Source organism: Streptomyces sp. 11-1-2 (genome assembly GCF_003595545.1).
GTDB classification, from domain to species: Bacteria; Actinomycetota; Actinomycetes; order Streptomycetales; family Streptomycetaceae; genus Streptomyces; species Streptomyces hygroscopicus_B.
In genome coordinates, this window is record NZ_CP022545.1 from 7,205,519 (window position 1) to 7,226,737 (window position 21,219).

The 21,219-nt window shown below is 70.8% G+C and carries 20 protein-coding genes; 14 read left to right on the forward strand and 6 right to left on the reverse strand.

Going from position 1 to position 21,219, the window contains the following annotated elements:
* The first annotated feature begins 37 nt into the window (after positions 1-37).
* Positions 38-973 carry an NAD(+) diphosphatase gene (gene nudC, locus CGL27_RS31000; RefSeq protein WP_014054755.1) on the forward strand — a complete coding sequence of 312 codons (936 nt, stop codon included), beginning with the start codon at positions 38-40 and terminating at the stop codon, positions 971-973.
* A gap of 1 nt (position 974) precedes the next feature.
* Here nudC and CGL27_RS31005 read toward each other — a convergent pair whose 3' ends face one another.
* Positions 975-1,217: a mycoredoxin gene (locus tag CGL27_RS31005; RefSeq protein ID WP_014054756.1), complete on the reverse strand. Its 243-nt coding sequence runs from the start codon at positions 1,215-1,217 to the stop codon at positions 975-977.
* 146 nt (positions 1,218-1,363) lie between these two features.
* Here CGL27_RS31005 and CGL27_RS31010 point away from each other — a divergent pair, with 146 nt between their 5' ends.
* From CGL27_RS31010 to CGL27_RS31025, 4 genes are all read left to right on the forward strand, one after another.
* On the forward strand, positions 1,364-3,658 hold the full coding sequence (locus CGL27_RS31010) for an ATP-dependent DNA helicase UvrD2 (protein ID WP_119991384.1): 2,295 nt from the start codon (positions 1,364-1,366) through the stop codon (positions 3,656-3,658).
* A 140-nt stretch (positions 3,659-3,798) separates the two neighbouring features.
* Complete coding sequence (locus tag CGL27_RS31015) at positions 3,799-4,065, forward strand: hypothetical protein (protein WP_119991385.1); 267 nt, start codon at positions 3,799-3,801, stop codon at positions 4,063-4,065.
* Positions 4,066-4,180: 115 nt separating this feature from the next.
* Entirely contained in the window at positions 4,181-4,543 is a 363-nt protein-coding gene (locus tag CGL27_RS31020) for a WhiB family transcriptional regulator (RefSeq protein ID WP_020868576.1), read from the forward strand.
* Entirely contained in the window at positions 4,540-4,851 is a 312-nt protein-coding gene (locus CGL27_RS31025; protein WP_014054760.1) for a hypothetical protein, read from the forward strand. The genes CGL27_RS31020 and CGL27_RS31025 overlap by 4 nt, the downstream gene beginning before the upstream one ends.
* A 229-nt stretch (positions 4,852-5,080) precedes the next feature.
* On the opposite strand, the gene CGL27_RS31030 is transcribed toward CGL27_RS31025, so the two are convergent.
* Positions 5,081-6,487: an AarF/ABC1/UbiB kinase family protein gene (locus CGL27_RS31030; RefSeq protein ID WP_119991386.1), complete on the reverse strand. Its 1,407-nt coding sequence runs from the start codon at positions 6,485-6,487 to the stop codon at positions 5,081-5,083.
* 75 nt (positions 6,488-6,562) lie between these two features.
* Entirely contained in the window at positions 6,563-7,702 is a 1,140-nt protein-coding gene (locus tag CGL27_RS31035) for a ThiF family adenylyltransferase (RefSeq protein WP_119991387.1), read from the reverse strand.
* A gap of 266 nt (positions 7,703-7,968) precedes the next feature.
* Between CGL27_RS31035 and CGL27_RS31040 the strand changes: the two genes are divergently transcribed.
* The 4 genes from CGL27_RS31040 (at position 7,969) to CGL27_RS31055 (ending at position 11,981) form a co-directional block, all read left to right on the forward strand.
* Positions 7,969-8,592 carry a M48 family metallopeptidase gene (locus CGL27_RS31040; protein WP_119991388.1) on the forward strand — a complete coding sequence of 208 codons (624 nt, stop codon included), beginning with the start codon at positions 7,969-7,971 and terminating at the stop codon, positions 8,590-8,592.
* A gap of 146 nt (positions 8,593-8,738) precedes the next feature.
* Complete coding sequence (locus tag CGL27_RS31045; protein WP_119991389.1) at positions 8,739-10,511, forward strand: TerD family protein; 1,773 nt, start codon at positions 8,739-8,741, stop codon at positions 10,509-10,511.
* 11 nt (positions 10,512-10,522) lie between these two features.
* The gene (locus CGL27_RS31050; protein ID WP_014054765.1) at positions 10,523-11,206 is read left to right on the forward strand and encodes an AIM24 family protein; all 684 of its coding nucleotides are present in this window, start codon (positions 10,523-10,525) and stop codon (positions 11,204-11,206) included.
* A 16-nt stretch (positions 11,207-11,222) separates the two neighbouring features.
* Complete coding sequence (locus CGL27_RS31055) at positions 11,223-11,981, forward strand: AIM24 family protein (protein ID WP_078643465.1); 759 nt, start codon at positions 11,223-11,225, stop codon at positions 11,979-11,981.
* A 62-nt stretch (positions 11,982-12,043) separates the two neighbouring features.
* Here CGL27_RS31055 and CGL27_RS31060 read toward each other — a convergent pair whose 3' ends face one another.
* On the reverse strand, positions 12,044-12,571 hold the full coding sequence (locus tag CGL27_RS31060; RefSeq protein ID WP_119991390.1) for an NUDIX hydrolase: 528 nt from the start codon (positions 12,569-12,571) through the stop codon (positions 12,044-12,046).
* A complete protein-coding gene (locus CGL27_RS31065) occupies positions 12,568-14,052 on the reverse strand; it encodes a zinc-dependent metalloprotease (RefSeq protein WP_119991391.1) in 1,485 nt (494 codons plus the stop codon). Before CGL27_RS31065 ends, CGL27_RS31060 begins: the two co-directional genes overlap by 4 nt.
* A 192-nt stretch (positions 14,053-14,244) precedes the next feature.
* On the opposite strand from CGL27_RS31065, the gene CGL27_RS31070 reads away from it, so the two are divergent.
* The 4 genes from CGL27_RS31070 to CGL27_RS31085 all read left to right on the forward strand — a co-directional run bounded on the left by CGL27_RS31070 (position 14,245) and on the right by CGL27_RS31085 (position 17,513).
* A complete protein-coding gene (locus tag CGL27_RS31070) occupies positions 14,245-15,354 on the forward strand; it encodes an NAD-dependent epimerase/dehydratase family protein (protein WP_119991392.1) in 1,110 nt (369 codons plus the stop codon).
* A gap of 111 nt (positions 15,355-15,465) precedes the next feature.
* The gene (locus CGL27_RS31075) at positions 15,466-15,933 is read left to right on the forward strand and encodes a molybdenum cofactor biosynthesis protein MoaE (protein ID WP_205587775.1); all 468 of its coding nucleotides are present in this window, start codon (positions 15,466-15,468) and stop codon (positions 15,931-15,933) included.
* Positions 15,934-16,158: 225 nt separating this feature from the next.
* Complete coding sequence (locus tag CGL27_RS52360) at positions 16,159-16,341, forward strand: hypothetical protein (protein WP_078643471.1); 183 nt, start codon at positions 16,159-16,161, stop codon at positions 16,339-16,341.
* 77 nt (positions 16,342-16,418) lie between these two features.
* Complete coding sequence (locus tag CGL27_RS31085; protein WP_119991393.1) at positions 16,419-17,513, forward strand: PDZ domain-containing protein; 1,095 nt, start codon at positions 16,419-16,421, stop codon at positions 17,511-17,513.
* 21 nt (positions 17,514-17,534) lie between these two features.
* Here the strand turns inward: CGL27_RS31085 and CGL27_RS31090 are convergent, their stop codons facing one another.
* The gene (locus tag CGL27_RS31090) at positions 17,535-18,098 is read right to left on the reverse strand and encodes a PPA1309 family protein (protein WP_078643474.1); all 564 of its coding nucleotides are present in this window, start codon (positions 18,096-18,098) and stop codon (positions 17,535-17,537) included.
* Between the two features lie 134 nt (positions 18,099-18,232).
* On the opposite strand from CGL27_RS31090, the gene CGL27_RS31095 reads away from it, so the two are divergent.
* Positions 18,233-21,178 (forward strand): UPF0182 family protein, encoded by a 2,946-nt coding sequence (locus tag CGL27_RS31095; RefSeq protein ID WP_119994628.1) that lies wholly within the window; start codon positions 18,233-18,235, stop codon positions 21,176-21,178.
* The last annotated feature ends 41 nt before the right edge of the window (positions 21,179-21,219 follow it).

The window sequence follows — 21,219 nt, forward strand, 5'->3', positions numbered from 1 at the left end:
TAAACCACCCATTTCGCTGGGGGAGTTGGAAGCAACCGTGACCACCTGGACCGACCACGCCACCGACCGGCCGATCACGCTCGCTGCCCCGAGCGGCATCGACCGCTCCGCACATCACCGCCTGGACGAGGCGTGGCTGGCGGCGGCGTGGAGTCACCCGACGACGCGTGTCTTCGTGGTCTCCGGCGGCCAGGCCCTGGTCGACGACACCCCGGACGGCCGCACCGAGCTCGTCATGACCCCGTCCTTCGAGGCCCCGCCCACCGAGAACCACCGCTACTTCCTGGGCACCGACCAGGAGGGCGTGCGCTACTTCGCGCTGCAGAAGGACTCCCTGCCGGGGCGGATGGACCAGTCGGCACGCCCCGCCGGTCTGCGCGAGGCGGGCGCGCTGCTGTCCGAGCGCGACGCCGGGCTGCTGGTGCACGCGGTCGCGCTGGAGAACTGGCAGCGGCTGCACCGCTTCTGCTCACGCTGCGGTGAGCGCACGATGATCGCGGCGGCGGGCCATATCCGCCGCTGCCCCGCGTGCGGGGCCGAGCACTACCCGCGGACCGACCCCGCCGTGATCATGCTGGTGCGGGACGAGCAGGACCGCGCGCTGCTGGGACGCCAGGTGCACTGGCCGGAGGGGCGCTTCTCGACGCTGGCGGGCTTCGTGGAGCCGGGCGAGTCGATCGAGCAGGCCGTGGTCCGCGAGGTGGCGGAGGAGGCGGGCGTCACGGTCGGCGAGGTCGAGTACGTGGCCAGCCAGCCGTGGCCGTTCCCGTCCAGCCTGATGCTCGGCTTCATGGCGCAGGCCACGTCCTCCCTGATCCAGGTGGACGGGGAGGAGATCCACGAAGCGCGCTGGTTCTCCCGGGACGACCTGCGGGCCGCGATCGAGTCCGGGGAGGTCCTGCCTCCGTCCGGTATCTCGATCGCGGCCCGGCTGATCGAGCTCTGGTACGGCGAGCCGCTGCCGCGAGGCTGACTCAGCCGCCGACCTTGGCCTTGACCTGAGCCAAGGACGGGTTGGTCAGGGTCGACCCATCGGGGAAGAGAACGGTCGGCACCGTCTGGTTGCCGCCGTTCGCCTTCTCGACGAAGGCCGCGGACTCCGGGTCCTGCTCGATGTTGATCTCGGTGTAGGCGATGCCCTCGCGGTCCATCTGCCCCTTCAGGCGGCGGCAGTAGCCGCACCAGGTGGTGCTGTACATCGTCACAGTGCCGGACATCGGTCTTCGCTCTCCTCGGGGTCGTGGTGGGTGGGCAGAAGGTGAACGCTCACCCTCCGCCGGTCATTCCCGGATTCATATGACCGGAAGGCCATGGCTGTGGACAACCGGCACGGGGGTCCCAGGGGACCTGGCAGCATGGCGGGGTGACTGCAGCAACGTCCTCCACTCTGTTCCCGCAGGGCTCCACGCCGGGTTCCTACGCGGCCACGCCGCGTGACGCCGACGCGGTGCTCGACGGGCTCGACCCCGAGCAGCGCGAGGTGGCGACGTCCCTGCACGGCGCGGTGTGCGTGCTGGCCGGGGCCGGCACCGGCAAGACCCGCGCCATCACCCACCGGATCGCCTATGGGGTGCGCGCGGGCATGCTCCAGCCCGCCAGCGTGCTGGCCGTCACCTTCACCAACCGGGCGGCGGGGGAGATGCGCGGCCGGCTGCGGCAGCTCGGCGTGGGCGGGGTGCAGGCGCGCACCTTCCACTCGGCGGCCCTGCGGCAGTTGCAGTACTTCTGGCCCAAGGCGGTCGGCGGTGAGGTGCCGCGGCTGGTCGAGCGCAAGGTGCAGCTCGTGGCCGAGGCCGCCGCGCGGTGCCGGGTCCGGCTGGACCGCAATGAGCTGCGGGACGTGACCGGCGAGATCGAATGGTCGAAGGTCACCCAGACCGTGCCCGAGGACTATCCGGCCGTGGCCGCCAAATCCGGCCGGGAGGCCCCCCGCGACGCCGCCGAGATCGGCCGGATCTACGCCGCCTATGAGCAGTTGAAGCGCGATCGCGGCGTCATCGACTTCGAGGATGTGCTGCTCCTCACGGTCGGGGTGCTCCAGGAGCGGCACGACATCGCGGATCAGGTGCGCCGTCAGTACCAGCACTTCGTGGTCGACGAGTACCAGGACGTCAGCCCGCTGCAGCAGCGGCTGCTGGAGCTGTGGCTGGGCGACCGGGACAGCCTGTGCGTGGTCGGCGACGCCAGCCAGACCATCTACTCCTTCACCGGCGCCACCCCCGACCATCTGCTGGACTTCCGCACCCGCCACCCCGGGGCCACGGTGGTCAAGCTGATCCGGGACTACCGCTCCACCCCGCAGGTGGTCCATCTGGCCAACGGGCTGCTCTCCCAGGCCCGTGGCCGGGCCGCCGAGCACCGGCTGGAGCTGGTCTCCCAGCGGGAGGCGGGCCCCGACCCGGTCTACGCCGCCTATGCGGACGAGCCGGCCGAGGCCGAGGGCACCGCCCGCCGGATCCGTGAGCTGATCACCCCGGTCGAGCAGGGGGGCGGGGGCGTCCCGGCAAGCCAGATCGCGGTCCTCTACCGGGTCAACGCCCAGTCGGAGCTCTATGAGCAGGCGCTGGCCGATGCCCAGGTGCCCTATCAGCTCCGCGGCGCCGAGCGGTTCTTCGAGCGGCCCGAGGTGCGCGAGGCGGGGCTCCTGCTGCGCGGCGCGGCCCGCGGGAGAAGTGCCGACCCGGCCCTCGCGGACGCGGACATCCCGTCCCAGGTGCGGGCCGTGCTGGGCACCCGTGGCTGGACGCCCGAACCCCCGGCGGGGTCGGGCGCGGTGCGGGACCGCTGGGAGTCCCTGGCCGCCCTGGTGCGGCTCGCCGAGGACTTCGCGGGCAGCCGCCCCGGGGCCACGCTCTCCGATCTGGTGGCGGAGCTCGACGAGCGGGCGGCGGCACAGCACGCCCCGACCGTCGAGGGTGTGACCCTCGCCTCACTCCACGCGGCCAAGGGCCTCGAATGGGACGCCGTCTTCCTGGTCGGTCTCACCGAGGGGATGGTGCCGATCACCTACGCCAAGACGGACCAGCAGATCGAGGAGGAGCGCCGGCTGCTCTATGTGGGGGTCACCCGCGCCCGTCACCATCTGACGCTGTCCTGGGCGCTCTCGAGGGCTCCGGGCGGCCGGGCCTCGCGTCGCCCCACCCGCTTTCTCAATGGGCTGCGGCCCGGCTCCCAGGCCGTGGGTGCCCGCACCCTCGGCGGGATCGGCGGGATCGAACGCGGGGCGGCGGCCCCGGGCGGGGGCGGCGGGGTGCGCAGGCGGCGCGGTCCGGTCCACTGCCGGGTGTGCGGCCGGGCGCTGACCGACGCGGGCGAGATGAAGCTGATGCGCTGCGAGGGCTGCCCGTCCGAGCTGGACGAGGCGCTCTACGAGCGGCTGCGCGACTGGCGGGCGGAGCAGGCGGGCTTGCTGGGGCAGCCGGCCTACTGCGTGTTCACCGACAAGACACTGCTCGCGATCGCCGAGGCCGTTCCGGAAACCGAATCGGAGCTCGCCCGCATCGCCGGTGTCGGACGACGCAAGCTCGACCGGTTCGGAGCCGACGTTCTCGCGCTGTGCGAGGGGCGGGAACTGCCCTCGGCAGTCGACGGCGAGGGGGACGACGGTGCCGGGGGAAGCCATTCGGGTGACCCTTGGCAAAACTCGACGGAAAAATAGTTTGCGCGCGCGGAGGCCATACCCATAGCCTTCCGAGCACGGAGACAACGGCCCTTCCAGGAGCCGAGGATTCCGTGTTGTACTGAACACCCGGACTGGTTTCGATCGGTCCCTGAGACGCCGAGAGGAGGCGAAGACCAGTGATCAGCTTCATCAACACCATCAAAAAGGCCGATCGATCGGTCGTCGCCACCTGCCTGCTCGGCTCCGCGCTTCCTGGCACCGGTATGCCCGGCGTCGATGAGGCACGCCTCAGTGAGCGACCGATCCAGGCACCTGCGGTAACGGCAGTGGCACAGGCAATGGACTATGCCTTTGCGGCCAATGGTGCCGAATCCCGGACGACGCAGCAGCACCACAAGACGTGGGCCTTCCGCAGGCTCGAACCCTGGAGTTATCCAGCCTGATCCAGGATCAGGTCGGCACCTTCCAGGGCCGCGGAACCCACACCGGGATCCGCGGCCCTTTTGATTTGCCAGAGCCCGGCCACCAGCCGGACCAAAGAGACGAGGACCACACACCGTGCAACTCAACGCACACGCCCCGTCCGCATCGACCGACCTGAACCGACCGCCTGACTCCTCGGAGGACTCCTTGACCCCGCTCACCGCCCTCACCGAACTCGATGAGGCCATCGAGAACCTGGGTGTAGCTGTTCCGTGCCGTTCGTACGACCCGGAGGTCTTCTTCGCCGAGTCCCCGGCCGACGTCGAGTACGCGAAGTCGCTGTGCCAGACCTGCCCGCTGCGTGAGGCATGCCTCGCCGGTGCCAAAGACCGTCGCGAGCCCTGGGGCGTCTGGGGCGGGGAGCTCTTCGTCCAGGGCGTGGTGGTCGCCCGCAAGCGGCCGCGTGGCCGCCCGCGTAAGAACCCGGTTGCGGCATGAGCACCACCGGCACCATCGATCGCCCAGCGACGCACGACCCCATGAAGCAGGTCCCGACGATGACCCCACCGGTCTCCGACACCCCAGCACCCGAAACCTCCGGCGCGCCCGAGTCGCGCCAGAACAGGAACCGAGAGATGCAACTCATCCAAGAAGCCCTGGCGCGTGCGCATATGCACGACCGGCTTCAGGAGGCAGAGTCCGAACGGCCCGCCGCTCGGCTCGCCGCCGCCCGCCGGATGCAGCGCCGCGCGGAGCGTGCCTCGCTCCGCGCCCGCCGCGCCCTGGCCATGGCGCTCATGCAGTGACCACCAGGTGCGGTACCGGTCGGAGCCGGGGCTGACATCACTACACGCCGACGGGTCATACGCCGACCCGTCACGTGACCACAAAGGGGCCGGTCCGATCGGACCGGCCCTTTGGCTACCCCGAAGCGCCCGCGCTCCGGGGCGACACCACCCGGCCCGCGAGACGCAGATTGCGCTGGAAGTTCTCGCCGGTGAAGCGCGCAGAGGCCCGGCCGGGTGGCGCGCGTGCTCAGGCCGAGGTCTCCGCGGCCTCGGACTTCTCCTCGGCGCCTTCTTCAGCGCGGTCCTCGGACTCCTGGTCCTCGGCGAAGCCGGGGACCCACGCCTCGAGCTCATCCCGCAGCCGCACCGTGGCGCCCAGTTGGCACAGCACCCCGATGGTGCTCAGGGTCACCCGGTGGATCAGCAGATAGGCGGGCGGCAGATTCAGCTGATTGCCCAGCTCATAGACGGGGGAGTGACGGTCGGCCATCCGCGCCGCCTGGCTGCGCAGCCACTGCCGGTCGAAGACGAAAGCGTCGACCTGGGCCGGTTCGAGCATCGGCAGCAGAAAGTCCAGCAAGTCGTCCGGGTCCATCTCAATGGTCGGCTTGACGAAGCCCTCCCCGCGCATCAGCTCGTAGACCCCCATGGCGTCGCCCTGGAGCGCCATGCGCAGTGCGATGCCGATGGGCTCCGGAAGCCCTTCCGGGAGCCGGTTCACCGAACCGAAGTCCAGCACCCCCAGCTTCCACCGCTCCGGCGGTCCGTCCGGGGCGTCACCGGTCAGCAGCCGGAAGTTTCCCGGATGCGGATCGGCGTGCAGCAGCCCGGTGCGGGACGCCCCCGAGAACAGGAAGCGGGCCAGCAGTTGCCCGGCGCGGTCCCGCTCCTGCTGGGTGCCGTCGGCGATCACCTCGGAGAGCGGTATCCCCTCCAGCCATTCGGTGATCAGTATCTGATCGCTCTGGTGCACCACCTCGGGCACCACGATCTCCGCGTCCTGTGCGTACTCCTCCGCATGGGCCCGCTGGGACGCCGCCTCCAGTTCGTAGTCCAGCTCCTCGGCGACCCGCTCGCGCAACTCCGCGATCAGCGGCTTGATGTCCAGCCCCGGCACCAGCGGCCCCAGCACCCGGGCGAACCGGCTCAGTTGGTTGAGGTCGGACAGCAGCGCCTCGCCCGCGCCCGGGTACTGCACCTTGACCGCCACTGTGCGCCCGTCGTGCCAGACCGCCCGATGCACCTGCCCGATCGAGGCGGCAGCCGCCGGCTTGTCCTCGAACTCCTGGAACAGCTCCGGCCAGTCCGGGCCCAGCCGCTCCTCCAGCGCCGCGTGGACCGTGCGGCTGGGCATGGGAGGGGCAGCTTCCTGGAGCTTGGTCAGGGCCGCCCGGTAGGGCCTGGCTATCTCCTCGGGCAGCGCCGACTCGAAGACCGACATGGCCTGCCCGAGCTTCATGGCCCCGCCCTTGAGCTCACCGAGGACCTTGAACATCTGCTCGGCGGTGCGCTGCTGTACCTCGCGCGCGACCATCTCCGCCGGCCGTCCCCCTATCCGCTTCCCGAGCCCCCACGTGGCACGCCCCGCGAATCCCAAGGGCAGCGCCGCCAGTTTGGCGGTACGGGTGATCGCCTTGCGCGGCAGATCGGTCATGCGCCCCTCCAACTACAGCCGTGCCATCCCGGAGGGTGGCCCCCGAGCCCCCGTCGCCCACTCCACGGACGTGGGTCACCCGGACATTGTCGCGTGCGGTGCCTCTGCGGCCGAGGCATATACGGCATCCTCCTCCCCGGCCGCTCCGCAGCCGCATCCGGGATGTGCTACGACCGGACGCGCCTCCCAGACGAGGGAGGGAAGCGCCAACTCCCACCGGACACCCGCGCCCCCGGAGGGCCGGCCGTCGAGGAAGGCCAGCGCCTGCACCGCGGTGAGCCCCGCCACCACCATCGCCAGCGCCGCGTCACAGGCCGGGGCGGTCCGCCGGCGCCCGGACCGCCACTGCGCGAGCATCCGCGGCCAGACGGGCTCCCGCTCGGCACGGCCCGCCGCGGCACAGCCCGCGCAGGGCGTCATGCCCGGCACCACCAGCGGCCCCACCACCCCCGTCGCTTCGATGACTCCCGCATAGAGATGGGGTGTACCGGAGGCGAGCAGTGGCTGGGCCGGCTCCGGATCCGGTGCGTACGCGGCGAGGCCGTCACGCGGGGCGATCACCACAAGTGCCAGACCGGGCTCTCCCGAGGGGGCCCGCTCCTCTGCGCAGGTCCGCTCCCGCACCGACCGGCGCGGGAGCGGGCCGGGCGCGGTCTGTCGCACCACGCGGCGCGCGGCCACATCCCGGCGCTCCCCGATCTGCTCGGCCGACAGCCCGCCGGGAGCCACATCCCAGGGCTCGACGCGGCCTCCGTCCACCACATCGACCCGGCCGATCCCCGAGCCCGACAGCGCGGCCGCGACCGCTGCCCCGACCCGGCCGGCGCCCCGCACCTGAACCCGCATCGCCCGCCGTGCGGCAAGCAGCCGCGCCGCCGCCCCGGGCTCGGGATGCAGCACCGACAGCGTCCCCGCGTCGGGCCGCAGCCGGTCCAGGGCCGCGGCGGGCTCACCGCCGTCCCTCGGCTCGTCCAGCAGACCGGCCGCCGCCAGCCGGTCCACCAGTGCGTCGGCCCGCCCCTCCGGCAGCCCGATGGCCCGGGCCTCCTGCCGCAGCAGCGGCAGCCCGCGTGTGCCGTCCAGCAGCTCCAGAAAGCTGCCCGTGGCCGTGTCCACCGGTCCCATCACCACCGCATGCGCCCGGGCCACCCCGAACTGGATCGTGTCCCGGCTCCGCCAGCCGCGCCGCAGCGCGGGCTTGAGCATCGGATGCATCGCCGCCCCCCCGTTAGATGTTCTGTGTATCTTCGTGTCTGTACTTACCTATTCATGACTTTTCGCGTTGAGTTGTACCGGTTCGCTTCCGTTGCACCGCCCTCAGCATGCGGGCCGGCGCCCGGAGCCCGCGGAGCGTTATCCACAGGCGGCGGAATAAGTCGTACGAACACCGGTCGTACAAGCCGTGCACACCGTGGAGTGGTTCGGTCCGCAACAAGGTGCGGGGCGGGACTTCCCCGGCGGCCACCGGGTAACGTCGGGGCGTGCCCGCCGATCCGACCTCTCGCACCGCGGGGGAGAATCCCCGCAGCGCCGCGAGCGCACCGCGCACCGTCCCGAGCCCGCAGAGCCGAGGCTCGGGCACGAGCGCGGTCGAGGTCCGCCGGAGCACCCGGCGGCGCAGGACGGTCTCCGCCTATCGGGAGGGCGACCGCACCGTCGTCCTCATCCCCGCCCGGATGTCCGAGGCCGAGGAACAGCGCTGGGTGGGCGTCATGCTGGACAAGCTGGCCGCGCAGGAGAGCAAGCGGATGCTGGGCGACGCGGAGCTGGCCGCCCGCGCCGAGCTGCTCTCCGGCCAGTACCTGGGCGGGCGAGCCCGGCCCGCCTCCGTCCGCTGGGTCACCAACCAGAACACCCGCTGGGGGTCGTGCACCCCCGCCGAAGGCAGCATCCGGCTCTCGCACCGGCTCCAGGGCATGCCCGAGTACGTCGTGGACTATGTGCTCCTCCACGAGCTGGCCCATCTGCTGGTGCCAGGGCACGGTCGGCGCTTCTGGCAGCTCCTGGAGGCGTATCCGCGGACCGAACGGGCGCGGGGCTATCTCGAAGGAGTGGTCGCCGCCGGACGGTTGCCGCATCTCTCCGGGCCGGAGGACCAGCCGTAGGGGCCACGCGCGTGCCGTAACGGAACCACCCCCGTGCCGTAACGGAACCACACCCGTGCTCCTTGGCGTCGCTCATAGTCGGCGGCAGCGGCTAGCCTGGCGCGCAATGCACTCACCGGTACGGCGATGGGGGACGGTCCTAACGTATGGCCAGGGAATTCCAGCGCGGCCACAAGGCCAGGATCAGTGATCTGACGGCCGGGAGGGATCTGTACGTCGGGGTGCAGATCGCCGGGCCCGGTCTGACGTTCGACATCAGCTGCTTCGGGCTCGACGCGGACGAGCGGCTGTCGGACGACCGCTACTTCATCTTCTTCAACCAGCCGAAGTCCCCTGAAGAAGCGATACAGCAACTCGGGGCGCAGGCCGGTGACACGGATTCGTTCCGCGTCACGCTCGACAGCATCCCCTCCGCGATCCAGAAGCTCTCCTTCACCGCGACCCTCGACGGGGCCGGGCAGATGTCGCAGATCGGCCCCGGCTATATCCGGATCGTCGCGGGCGGCGAGGAGGTGGCCCGGTATTCCTTCACCGGTTCGGAGTTCAGCACCGAACGCGCGGTGATGCTGGGCGACTTCTACCTCAAGGACGTCTGGCGGTTCGCCGCCGTCGGGCAGGGCTTCGACGGGGGGCTGGACGCGCTGCTCAAGAACTTCGGCGGTGAAGTGGCCGAGGAGGAGCCCGCCCCCGCGCCCGCTCAGGGCGCCGCGCCCGGTTTCGCGCCGCCCGGCCAGGCGGCCCCGGGCTTCGCGGCCCCGGCCGCGACCGCTGCCCCGACCGCCCCGGCACCGCCCGCACCGCAGCCCGCCCCCGCCTTCGGCGCTCCCCAGGGAACGCCGCCCCAGGGAACGCCGCCGCAGGGGATGCCGCCCCAAGGGATGCCGCCCCAAGGGATGCCCGCCCCGGGTACGCCTCCGCAGGGCACGCCCCCTCAGGGCGTTCAGCCGCCTGCCCCCGGCACCCCGCAGATGCACGGCGCCCCGACCATCGCCGCACCCATCGCGCCGCCCGGGCAGATGCCGCCCCCTGGGCAGGTGCCCCCGCCCGGCCAGGTGCCGCCGCCCCCGCCTCCGGGCCAGTTCCCGGGCCAGCAGGCCCCCTTCGGACAGCCGCCGGGCCAGACCCCGCCCGCCCCGGCGCCGTACGGCCAGCCGTCCGCGCAGCCGTACCCCGGCCAGGCCGGTCAGCCCGGCCACCCCGGTCAGCCCGCTCCTTACGGTCAGCCGCAGGCCATGGGCGTCCCCCAGGGCGGTGGCGCGCCCGGGCTCCAGGCCGCGCTCGCCCAGTACCGCGAGGCGCCCACCGGCCAGCGCTGGACGCCGCAGAACCCCCGGCTGATGCGGGTCGACCTCGGCGTCGGCGGGCAGCCCGTGCTCGCCCGCCAGGGCACGATGGTGCTCTACCAGGGCAAGGTCGACTTCAGCTACAAGGGCGCCGGCTTCCGCGGCCGGATCGTCGGCAACGCGACCGGCCAGGAGATGCAGCTGATGCGCTGCACCGGCCAGGGCCAGGTCTTCCTCGCCGAGAACGCCGCCGAACTCCACCCGATCGAGCTCCAGGGCGACGCCATCTGTGTCGCCGCCGAGAACGTGCTCGCCTTCGACGAGTCGCTGCACCACGAGGTGCGCCGGATCGAGGGCCACGGCATCCCCGGCGGCGCGCTGTTCACCATGCAGTTCCAGGGCACCGGCACCGTCGTGGTGAAGACCGAGGGCACGCCCGTCGTCCTCCCCGTCACCCCGACCACCTTCGCCGACAGCAACGCCATCGTGGCGTGGTCCGCCGGATCCCAGGTGATCATCTCCAGCCAGGTGCGGCTGCGCCGCAGCGCCTACCCCGGCCACAGCGGGGAGACCGTGAACCTCCAGTTCCGTGGCGCGCCCGGCAACTTCATCGTCGTCCAGCCCTACGAGGTCTGAAGGAGCCCGTCATGGACCAGCAAATGATCTCGGGCTTCGCACCCGCCCCGGTCGCCGCTCGTATGGAGAACCACGGCGCCAGCATGCTCAAGGTCGCCATGCAGAGCGGCCAGGACCTCTTCGCCCGCACCGGCTCGATGGTGGCCTACGAGGGCTTCGTCCAGTACGAGCCCAACCCGCCCGCGGTACGTCAGATGGCCTCCCAGTGGCTGACCGGCGAGGGCGCCCCGCTGATGCGGTGCAGCGGCGACGGACTGCTCTACTTGGCCGACTACGGGGCCAACGTCGTCTGCATCAATCTCAACGGCGACGCGCTGTCGGTCAACGGCACCAACCTCCTCGCCTTCGACGCGCATCTCCAGTGGGGCGTCGAACGGGTCAAGGGCATCGCCAAGTTCGCCGGGCAGGGCCTGTTCAACGTGGGCGTCTCCGGCACCGGCTGGGTCGCCCTGACCTCCCGCGGCACCCCCATCGTGGTCGACTGCGGCCGCGGTGAGGACGAGACCTATGTGGACCCGGACGCACTCGTCGCCTGGTCCTCGGGGCTCAAGGTGAAGGGCAAGCGCAGCTTCAAGGCGTCGTCCCTGATCGGCCGGGGCAGCGGCGAGGCATATCAGCTCGGCTTCTCCGGGCAGGGCTTCGTCGTCGTACAGCCCAGTGAGGACAGCACCGACCGGCTCCGGGCCCGGGGCTGAGGGGGAGGGACACCAGATGCAGAGCCCGCTTTTCGCCTTCACCGAGGCCCAGACGCAGGACCGCTACGCGCTGCAGAACCCGCAGCTGCTGCGGGTCGCCCTGAGCGGCCATGAGGATGTGCTCGCCCGTAAGGGCAGCATGGTCGCCTATCAGGGGCTCATCGAGTTCGACGGCGAGTACCAGACGCCGGGGCAGCGCATGACCCGCAGCCGCGCCGGTGAGGGCCTGGACCTGATGCGCTGCTCCGGGCAGGGCACGGTCTACCTCGCCAACCTCGCCCAGCACATCCATGTGATGGACGTGGACCACGACGGGCTGACCGTCGACAGCTCCTATGTGCTCGCGCTCGACTCCACGCTGCACTGGGAGACGATCGCGGTGGACAGCCAGTACGGGATCTCCGGCTCCGGCAAGTACAACCTCAACATCTCCGGCCACGGCAAGGTCGCGCTGATGACCTCGGGGCAGCCGCTGCTGCTCCAGGTCACCCCCGACAAGTACGTCAACGTCGACGCGGACGCCATCGTCGCCTGGTCCAGCTCGCTGCGGGTCCAGATGCAGGCGCAGACGCACTCCTCGGGCGTCTGGCGGCGGCGCGGCAACACCGGCGAGGGCTGGGAGCTCAGCTTCCTCGGCCAGGGCTACGCCCTGGTGCAGCCCAGTGAGTTGCTCCCGCCGCAGAACGCGGTGGCCGGGGGCGGCATGGCCGCCCAGTTCGGCATGGGCCAGCAAGGCGCCCGCGGTCAGAACCAGGGCAACATCTTCAGCAACTGACCGAGGTCACGTCGATGGAGCACGGCGGCCGCGGACTCCCCGGTTCGCGGCCGACGCGCTCCTCACAACAGCGCGCGGGTGCGCGTCACCAGGTGCCGCACCGACTCATCGGCCACATCCGCCACCTCGTCGTAGCCGAACCAGCGCAGATCCAGTGACTCGTCGCTGATCGCCGCCACCGCGCCTTGGGGCGCGACCGCCGCGTACTGGACATCCAGGTGCCAGGCGCAGGGGGTGTGGTGCCGGTCGAGCCGCACCGGGCCGCCCGGCAGCAGCGTCAGCCCCTCGATCCCGGACTCCTCGGTGGCCTCGCGCAGCGCCGCGCCCGCGAGCGTGGTGTCATCCGGCTCGCAGTGGCCGCCCATCTGCAGCCACATTCGCAGCTTCCGGTGCAGGGTGAGCAGCACGCGCTTCCGGTCCGGGTCGACCACCAGGGCGCTCGCCGTGATGTGGCCGTCCCCGCACGCCCTCCACATGCCGTCCGGATACGCGGCCAGATGGTCGCCGTAATGCCGCCGCAGCCGCTCCTGGGCGGCATCGGGCGCGGGCCACTCGGTGAGCACCCGCGCCGCGTCCTGGTGCAGACTCACTTCTCGCCGTCGCCCCGGTCGTCGTCCTCGCCGCCATCGCTGTCCTTGCGGAGGTCGGGACGGTCGGGGTCCTCCTTCCGGAGGTCGGGGCGCTCGGGGCCGTCCTTACGGTCCTCACCGCTCGCCGCCTCGCCGAGCATCTTGTCCAGCTCGGAGAAGTCCAGCTGCTCGCCGTGGACGAAGCCGTCCGGGTCGTCGAGGTCCTGCGCCGTCGGCAGCATGTCCGGATGCGCCCACAGCCCGTCGCGTCCCTCCAGGCCGCGGGCGTCGGTCAGCGAGGCCCACAGCCGGGAGGCGTCCCGCAGCCGGCGCGGCCGCAGCTCCAGGCCGATCAGCGTGGCGAAGGTCTGCTCGGCGGGGCCGCCGCTCGCCCGGCGCCGCCGCAGCGTCTCGCGCAGGGCGTCGGCGGACGGCAGATGCGGCTTGGCGGCGGCGTGCACCACCGCGTCCACCCAGCCCTCGACCAGCGCGAGAGCGGTCTCCAGACGCGCCAGCGCGGCCTTCTGCTCGGGGGTGTCCTCGGGCTGGAACATGCCCTGCTGCAGTGCCTCCTGCAGCTGTTCGGGGTGGGTCGGGTCGAGCTGGCCGACCGCGTCCTCCAGCTTGGCGGTGTCGACCTTGATGCCGCGGGCGTACCCCTCGACCGCGCCGAAGAGGTGCGAGCGCAGCCACGGCACATGGGCGAAGAGCCGCTGGTGGGCCGCCTCGCGCAGGGCCAGATACAGCCGGACCTCTTCCTTGGGCACGCCGAGGCCGGAGCCGAGCGCCGCGATGTTGACCGGCAGCAGGGCCGCCTTGCCCGCCGGGCCCAGCGGCAGCCCGATATCGGTCGAGCCGACCACCTCGCCGGCCAGCACGCCCAGCGCCTGCCCGATCTGGGTGCCGAACATGGCGCCGCCCATCGAGCGCATCATCCCGAGCAGCGGGCCGGCCATGGCCTGCATCTCCTCGGGCAGCACATCGCCCATGGCGGCACCGACCCGCTCGGCGACCGGGTCCACCAGGTCCTTCCACACCGGCAGGGTCGCCTCGACCCATTCGGCGCGGCTCCAGGCCACGGCGCTCCCGGAGCCCGAGGGCAGCGAGGTGACGCCGTCCAGCCACAGGTCCGCCAGGCGAACGGCCTCCTGGACCGCGGCACGGTCGGCGGGGCCGACGCTCTCGTCCTTACTGCCGTCGGCGGTGCCGCGCGCCACGGTCTGGCGCGCGATGTCCTTGGCCATGTCCCAGTTCACGGGGCCGCCCTCGTAGGAGAGCATCTGCCCGAGCTGCTGGAAGGCGGCGCCCAGGTCGCCCGGGTTCAGCGAACCGAACATCGCGGCGAACGGATTGTCCGCGCCGCCCGCTCCGCCGGGTCCGCCGCCGAACCCGAAGGGATTCGCGGGGCCCTGCTCGCCGCCCTGGCCGCCCTTCTTCTTGCCGTCGTCGCCGTCCTCCGGCTCCTCCGGCGGAAGGCCGAATCCGAATGGGGTGTCACTCACGGGTTTCCTCGGCTCGTTGGGCCACCGGCTCCCGGGCCGGTGGCGGATGCCCGACATCACCACCCAGCCTAGACACCTCGCCGGTTTCCGGGCTCGGTGCTTCGCTGATCGCCGCCCTGCGGCAGGATGGACGTCACCTGGTACGTATGCGTGCATGCGCTCCGTACTGAAGACAACCGCTGGAGACGCCCGGTGAGTTCCCCAGACCGAGAAGTTCGCGCTGCGCGAAACGATACGGCTCGCACCGCACGACGACCCGTCGTGGCGGTGACCGGTGCCGCCTCGGGCCCAGGTGCCCTGCTCACGCAGCGGCTCGCGGAGTCCGAAGAGGTCAAGCAGGTCCTGGCCATCGATGAACGCCGCGGTGAGGTGACCGAGGCGCAGTGGCATGTGCTGGACGTCCGCGATCCGGCCATCGCCGAGAAGCTGCGCGGCGCGGACGTGGTGGTGCACCTCGCTGTCGACCTGGACCTGGGCACCGACTCCGCCGCCCGCACGGCCTACAACGTGCGCGGCACCCAGACCGTCCTTACGGCCGCCGCGGCGGCCGGGGTGCGCCGGGTGGTGCTGTGCACCTCCGCGATGGTCTACGGGGCGCTCCCGGACAACGCCGTGCCGCTCGCCGAGGACGCGGAGCTGCGGGCGACCGCCGAGGCCACCGGCGTCGGCGATCTCCTGGAGATCGAGCGGCTCGGGGAGCGTGCGCCCCGGGCGCATCCGGGGCTGAATGTGACCATCGTGCGCCCGGCGATCCTGGTCGGCGGCACGGACACCGCGCTCACCCGCTACTTCGAGTCACCGCGTCTGCTGGTCGTCGCCGGATCCCGTCCCACCTGGCAGTTCTGCCATGTGGAGGACCTGGTCGGCGCGCTGGAGTACGCCGCTCTGGAGAAGGTCGAGGGTGAGCTGGCGGTCGGTTGCGAGGGCTGGCTGGAGCAGGAGGAGGTCGAGGAGCTGTCCGGAATCCGGCGCATGGAGCTGCCCTCGGCGGTCGCCCTGGGCGCCGCCTCCCGGCTGCACCGGCTCGGTCTGACGCCGTCCCCGGCCGGCGATCTCGCGTACACGATGCACCCGTGGGCGATCAGCGGCAGCAGGCTGCACGCGGCGGGCTGGCGGCCGCGCTGGACCAACGAGGAGGTCCTGGCGGAGCTGCTGGAGGAGGTCTCCGGCCGCCATACGGTCGCCGGCCGGCGCCTGGGCCGTAAGGACGCCACGACACTCGGCGCCGCGGGCGCGACCGTGGCCCTGGTGGGCACCGCGGCGATCGTGCGCCGCGCCCGTAAGGCACGCCGCCGGGTCTGAGACGGGCCTGGCAGGGGCTTGCCCAGGGCCTGCGACGCGCCTGGCACGGGTCTGGTCCGGAAGGCGCCTTCCGGGATCCGGTATTACGCGAGGACGGGACGGTGCGGCACGATGGACGGCATGGCACATTCGTACGATCACCCCGGCGAACTCGCGGCCGCCAACCCCATCCGGCTGCTCGCCGTCCGTGACACGCCCCTGTCCGTGGACGAGGTGTTCGGGGCGGTGGGCGATGCCGCGGCGGGCGGTACGGCGCTGTTCGTGGGCACCGTGCGCAATCACGACGGAGGCGCGGAGGTCGGCGCCCTCGGCTACTCCGCGCATCCGACCGCCGAGGCCGAGATGCGCCGGGTGGCCGAGAAGGTCGTGGCCGACTTCCCCGTGCGCGCGCTGGCCGCCGTGCACCGGGTGGGCGATCTGGTGATCGGCGATCTGGCCGTGGTGGTGGCCGTCTCCTGCCCGCACCGCGCGGAGGCGTTCGCCGCCTGCCGCCGCCTGATCGACGACCTCAAGCGCGAGGTGCCGATCTGGAAGCACCAGTCATTCACGGATGGGACCGAAGAATGGGTGGGCGCGTAGCGCCTCGTGGAGGGGCGGTGGTCGGGTGACGGGAGGGCGGGTGGGCGCGTAGCGCCTCGTTGAGGGGTGGTGGGCGCGTAGCGGGAATGCGGTTGGGCACGGAAGGGTGTACTCCACTTGCGTAACCCCCACCCTGCCGTGAGCGTTGACCTGGCAGAGGACTAATCTGCTCATCTGTCAGTCGCGGTCGTGAGCCGCGATTTTTCCAGGGGTCGGGAGGCTGCTGTGAGTGCGCTTCTCTGGTTGCTGATTCCGCTGTTCGCGGCGATAGCCGCGGCGATATACGCGGGCATAGCCGCCCGAGCCGTAAAACGGAAGTCCGGGGGGGATGTAGCTGAGTTGGCCGGATACGCCCGCTTCCGCGAGGCGATGGAGCGCCGGCCCTCCGATTCGGACGCCGCGGCCTGACCGCGCCCCGTCCGTGCCGCCCCTCGTACGGACGGCCCCGACGGTGGACTTACGGACGGGTCCCGTACTGTCGTTCCATGCCACGCCGCACCGCGACGATGCTCGCTTCCCTTCTGATGCTGATCGCGCTGCTCTGCGCCGGAGTGCTCATCCCGGTGCCGTATGCGGAGATGTCTCCCGGGCCGACGTACAACACCCTGGGCGAGCACAACGGGGAGTGCGTGCTGCAGATCTCGGGCCGCAAGAGCTGTGAGACCACGGGTGGCCATCTGAACATGACCACGGTCCGCGTCACCGGCTCCGAGTACCGGATGAACCTCGTGGAGGCCGTCTACGGCTGGCTGGCGCACGATGACGTGGTCGTGCCGCACAGCACCCTCTACCCGGACGACAAGACCCCGGACCAGGTCGACCAGCAGAACGCCGAGGAGTTCACCCAGTCCCAGGAGTCCGCCAAGGTCGCCGCGTTGCGGGCGCTGAAGAAGCCGGTCACCGCGCATGTCATCGTGGGAGCGGTCCAGAAGGGCGCCCCGGCACAGGGCAAGCTGCACGCGGGCGATGTGATCAAGTCGGTGGACGGCACGGCGGTGCGTGAGCCCGATGACGTCGCCAAGCTGGTCACCAAGCACAAGCCGGGCCAGAAGGTGGTCTTCTCGGTCGTGCCGGCCAAGGACGTGGCCGCGGCGGAGAAGCGCGGTAAGCAGCCCACCGGCGAGGAGCGCGTCACGATCACCACCGCGAAGGCGGACCAGGGCCCCTCCCGCGCCATCGTGGGCATCCAGGCCGGGGTCGACTACACCTTCCCGTTCCGGATCGATATCAAGCTGGCGGACGTGGGCGGGCCCAGCGCGGGTCTGATGTTCGCGCTGGGGATCGTGGACCGGCTGTCGCCCGGCGATCTCACCGGCGGGAAGTACATCGCGGGTACCGGCACCATCGACGACAAGGGCACGGTCGGTCCGATCGGCGGGATCGAGATGAAGACGATCGGCGCGCGTGACGCGGGCGCCCGCTACTTCCTCACGCCCAAGGAGAACTGCGCGGCAGCCGCCAAGGACGTGCCGGGCGGGCTGCGGCTGGTCAAGGTGCACACGATCGACGACGCCCTCAAGGCGCTCGAGAAGATCCGTAAGGGGGACACCGCCGGTCTGCCGAAGTGCGCGACGGGCTGAGCGGCGCCCCCCTCTCAGCGGTCAGTCGGTGGCGAAGGTGGCGGTGAGCGCCTCCGCCAGGCCCGGCACCAGGCCGGCGCCGGTGAGTACCTCGGTCGGGGAGTCCTTCTCCCGCAGCCGCAGGGCAGACTCACGCGTGCCGTCCCGCAGCACGGCGACGGTCATCCGGACCTCCTGGCGGTCCGGGTGCTCGGCGACCCACTTGGCCAGCTCGGTGTCGGCCAGGCCCTTGGGTACGGAGCCCTCGGCGGACGGCGGCAGCATCTGCCGCTCGACGGTCAGGGCGCAGCCGGTCACGGCGTCGGGCCAGGCGATGGTGGCGAGGAACTCGTCCAGCGGGGCGCCGGAGGGCAGCTCGTCCTGCTCGATGGGGGTCAGGGAGGCGGTCTCCTCGCCGCCCTCGTCAAGGCCGAGCTGGGAGGCGAGGCCGGGCTCCTCGGCGCGCAGCCGGGCGGTGTCGACGAGGGCGAAGAGCCGGGCGGGCTGGTCCCAGCCGAGCCCTGAGGCGTACTCGTCAATCTCGAGGACGGCTCGGGTCAGAGGATTCGAGGCCAGCGGGTCGGTGCCGGGGGTTGCGTTGGACATGGTTCATATCGTGCCCTGTTCGGACCCGGAAACGGGAACTGAGTAAAGCCTGAGTAAGTTGCATCAGGTGGGCCCTGGAGTTCAGGGTCCCTCAATCGACAGCGAACTTCGAGGTGCGCACCTTGGCTTTCCAGATGCCGGACCGCGGCGGAGGCCCGACGGGGCCGCGGATGAGAGTCGGCCGACCGTCCCGGCGTGCCAGAACTCTGCTCATGACCTTGGGCGTGCTGGCCGTATTGGCCATGCTCTTTGTCATGTTTGCCGGGTTTTGGACGGATTGGCTCTGGTATCGCTCGCTCCATTACTCGTCCGTCTTCAGTACCACCCTGAAGACGAAGATCGGGCTGTTCTTCGTCTTCGGCGTGCTGATGGCCACGGCGGTGGGGATCAACATCTGGCTGGCGCACCGGCTGCGGCCGCCGCTCAGCGCGATGTCCGTGGAGCAGCAGAGCCTGGACCGCTACCGGATGGGCATCGCCCCGTTCAAGAAGTGGGTGCTGCTCGCGGTCACCGCCCTGGTCGGGCTGATCGCGGGCGCCTCGGCGGCCGGCCAGTGGCGGATCTGGCTGCTGTGGGTCAATGGAGTGCCGTTCGGCCAGAAGGACCCGCAGTTCCACAAGGACGTGGCCTTCTACGCCTTCGATCTGCCCTGGTACCGCTTCCTGCTGAGCTTCGGCTTCGCGGCCACGGTGCTCTCGCTCATCGCCGCCGCCCTGGTGCACTACCTCTACGGAGGGCTGCGGGTCACCAGCCCGGGCGCCCGCGCGACCGCCGCGGCCACCGGCCATCTGTCGGTGCTGCTGGGTGTCTTCGTCGCGCTCAAGGCGGTGGCGTACTGGCTGGATCGCTACGGCCTCGCGGTGAAGTCCAGCGACTTCAAGGCGACGGGCAACTGGACGGGTCTGCGCTATGTGGACGCCAATGCCTATCTGCCCGCCAAGACGATCCTGTTCTGCATCGCGGCCATCTGCGCGGTGCTCTTCTTCGCGACGCTGTGGCGCCGCACCTGGCAGCTGCCGGTCATCGGCTTCGGGCTGATGGTGCTGTCGGCGATCCTCATCGGCGGGCTCTATCCGGCGATCGTGCAGAAGTTCCAGGTCCAGCCGAACGAGCAGGCCAAGGAGGCGCCGTACATCCAGAAGAACATCGAGGCCACGCGCCAGGCGTACGGCATCGATGACTCCAAGGTGGCGGACTACTCCGGCAAGAACGACAGTGAGGGCGGCGAGAAGCTCCGTAAGGACGCCAATACGACGGCCAGTTACCGGCTGATCGACCCCAGCGTCATCTCGCCGACGTTCCAGCAGCTCCAGCAGGAGCGGAAGTACTACCAGTTCCCCTCGACGCTCGACGTCGACCGCTACAAGGGAGCCGACGGCAAGGACCAGGACACCGTCGTCGGTGTGCGCGAGCTGAACCTCAACGGCATCCCCAAGCGGAACTGGATCAACGACCACTTCACCTACACCCATGGCTACGGCATGGTGGCGGCGAAGGGCACCACGACCGATCCCAACGCGGACCCGGCCGGCTCGCCGGACTTCACCGAGTCCGGGCTGCCCACCAAGAGCTCCAGCGGCGGCGGGGTCGGCACCTACAAGCAGCAGGTCTACTACGGCGAGAAGACCGATCAGTACTCGATAGTCGGTGGCCCCCAGAAGGAGCTCGACTACGAGAAGAACGGCGAGAAGACCACCAGCTACAAGGGCAAGAGCGGGGTCAGCCTCTCCAACCCGGTCAACCGCGCCGCCTACGCGGTGGCGTTCGGCGAGCCCCAGATCCTCTACTCTGGCGCGATCGGCGACGGTTCGCGGATCCTGTACAACCGCACCCCCAAGGAGCGCGTCGAGAAGGTCGCCCCCTGGCTGACCATCGACGGCGACGCCTATCCGGCGGTGGTCGGCGGCCGGATCAAGTGGGTCGTCGACGCCTACACCACGACCAACGGCTATCCGTACGCCTCGCGGACGACCCTGGGCGACAGCACGGCCGACTCGCTGAGCGACGGAGACCGCTCGGTGGTCGCGCAGCAGAACAAGGTCAACTACATCCGCAACTCGGTCAAGGCGACCGTGGACGCCTACGACGGCACGGTCAAGCTCTACGAGTGGGACACCAAGGACCCGGTCCTGAAGACCTGGGAGAAGGCGTTCCCGGGCACGGTCGAGCCCAAGGAGAAGATCAGCAAGGACCTGATGGAGCATCTGCGGTATCCGCAGGATCTCTTCAAGGTCCAGCGCGAGCTGCTGACCCGCTACCACGTCACCGACCCGACGCAGTTCTACAGCGGCAGTGACGCCTGGCAGGTTCCCGAGGACCCGACCCACAAGGACGGGAACGCGGTGCCGCCGTACTACCTGAGCATGAAGATGCCCGATCAGAAGGGGCAGACGTTCTCGCTGACGACGACCTTCACCCCCAACGGGCGTCCCAACCTGGGCGCGTTCATGTCGATCGACGCGGATGCCAACAGCAAGGACTACGGCACGATAAGACTGCTGAAGGTCACCTCCAACGTGCCAGGGCCACAGCAGGTGCAGAGCGAGCTCAACGGTGATCCGGAGGTCGCCGAGTTCGTCCGGAACCTCAGAGGCACCGACTCCGACATCGAGTACGGCAATCTGCTCACCGTGCCACTGGACGACGGCTTCCTCTATATCGAGCCGGTCTACGCCCGCGGTGGCAGCGCCAACTACCCGCTGCTGAAGAAGGTGGGCGTCTCCTACGGCAAGGAGACCGTCTTCAAGGACACCCTGGGCGAGGCCCTGGACGCCGTCTTCGGCGAGTCGTCCGAGGAGCATCAGCCACCGGGCGACGGCGGGCAGGAACCGCCGTCCAGCGCCAACCCCACGGTGAAGGAAGCCCTCAAGGACGCCCAGGAGGCGTATCAGGACGGCCAGGACGCGCTCCAGAAGCAGCCGCAGGACTGGGAGGCGTACGGCAGGGCCCAGGACGATCTGAGGAACGCTCTGAACCGCGCCGCCAAGGCGGAGGAGAAGGCGGGCGGCAAGCCGGGGCAGAAGCAGAACCAGCCACAGAGCCAGAGCGCCGGTGACGGCTCCGGCAAGAAGGGCGGCTGACCCTCTGACGACCTGCGAGAACGGCCGGGCGGCCGACCCCG

Coding starts and splice junctions, on each gene's coding strand:
- CGL27_RS31005 (WP_014054756.1), bottom strand. CDS start 1,217: ATGTCCGGCACTGTGACGATGTACAGCACCACCTGGTGCGGCTACTGC.
- CGL27_RS31045 (WP_119991389.1), top strand. CDS start 8,739: ATGGCCAGGGAATTCCAGCGCGGCCACAAGGCCAGGATCAGTGATCTG.
- CGL27_RS31025 (WP_014054760.1), top strand. CDS start 4,540: ATGAGCACCACCGGCACCATCGATCGCCCAGCGACGCACGACCCCATG.
- CGL27_RS31085 (WP_119991393.1), top strand. CDS start 16,419: ATGCCACGCCGCACCGCGACGATGCTCGCTTCCCTTCTGATGCTGATC.
- CGL27_RS31050 (WP_014054765.1), top strand. CDS start 10,523: ATGGACCAGCAAATGATCTCGGGCTTCGCACCCGCCCCGGTCGCCGCT.
- CGL27_RS31090 (WP_078643474.1), bottom strand. CDS start 18,098: ATGTCCAACGCAACCCCCGGCACCGACCCGCTGGCCTCGAATCCTCTG.
- CGL27_RS31095 (WP_119994628.1), top strand. CDS start 18,233: ATGCCGGACCGCGGCGGAGGCCCGACGGGGCCGCGGATGAGAGTCGGC.
- CGL27_RS31030 (WP_119991386.1), bottom strand. CDS start 6,487: ATGACCGATCTGCCGCGCAAGGCGATCACCCGTACCGCCAAACTGGCG.
- CGL27_RS31035 (WP_119991387.1), bottom strand. CDS start 7,702: ATGCATCCGATGCTCAAGCCCGCGCTGCGGCGCGGCTGGCGGAGCCGG.
- CGL27_RS31055 (WP_078643465.1), top strand. CDS start 11,223: ATGCAGAGCCCGCTTTTCGCCTTCACCGAGGCCCAGACGCAGGACCGC.
- CGL27_RS31075 (WP_205587775.1), top strand. CDS start 15,466: ATGGACGGCATGGCACATTCGTACGATCACCCCGGCGAACTCGCGGCC.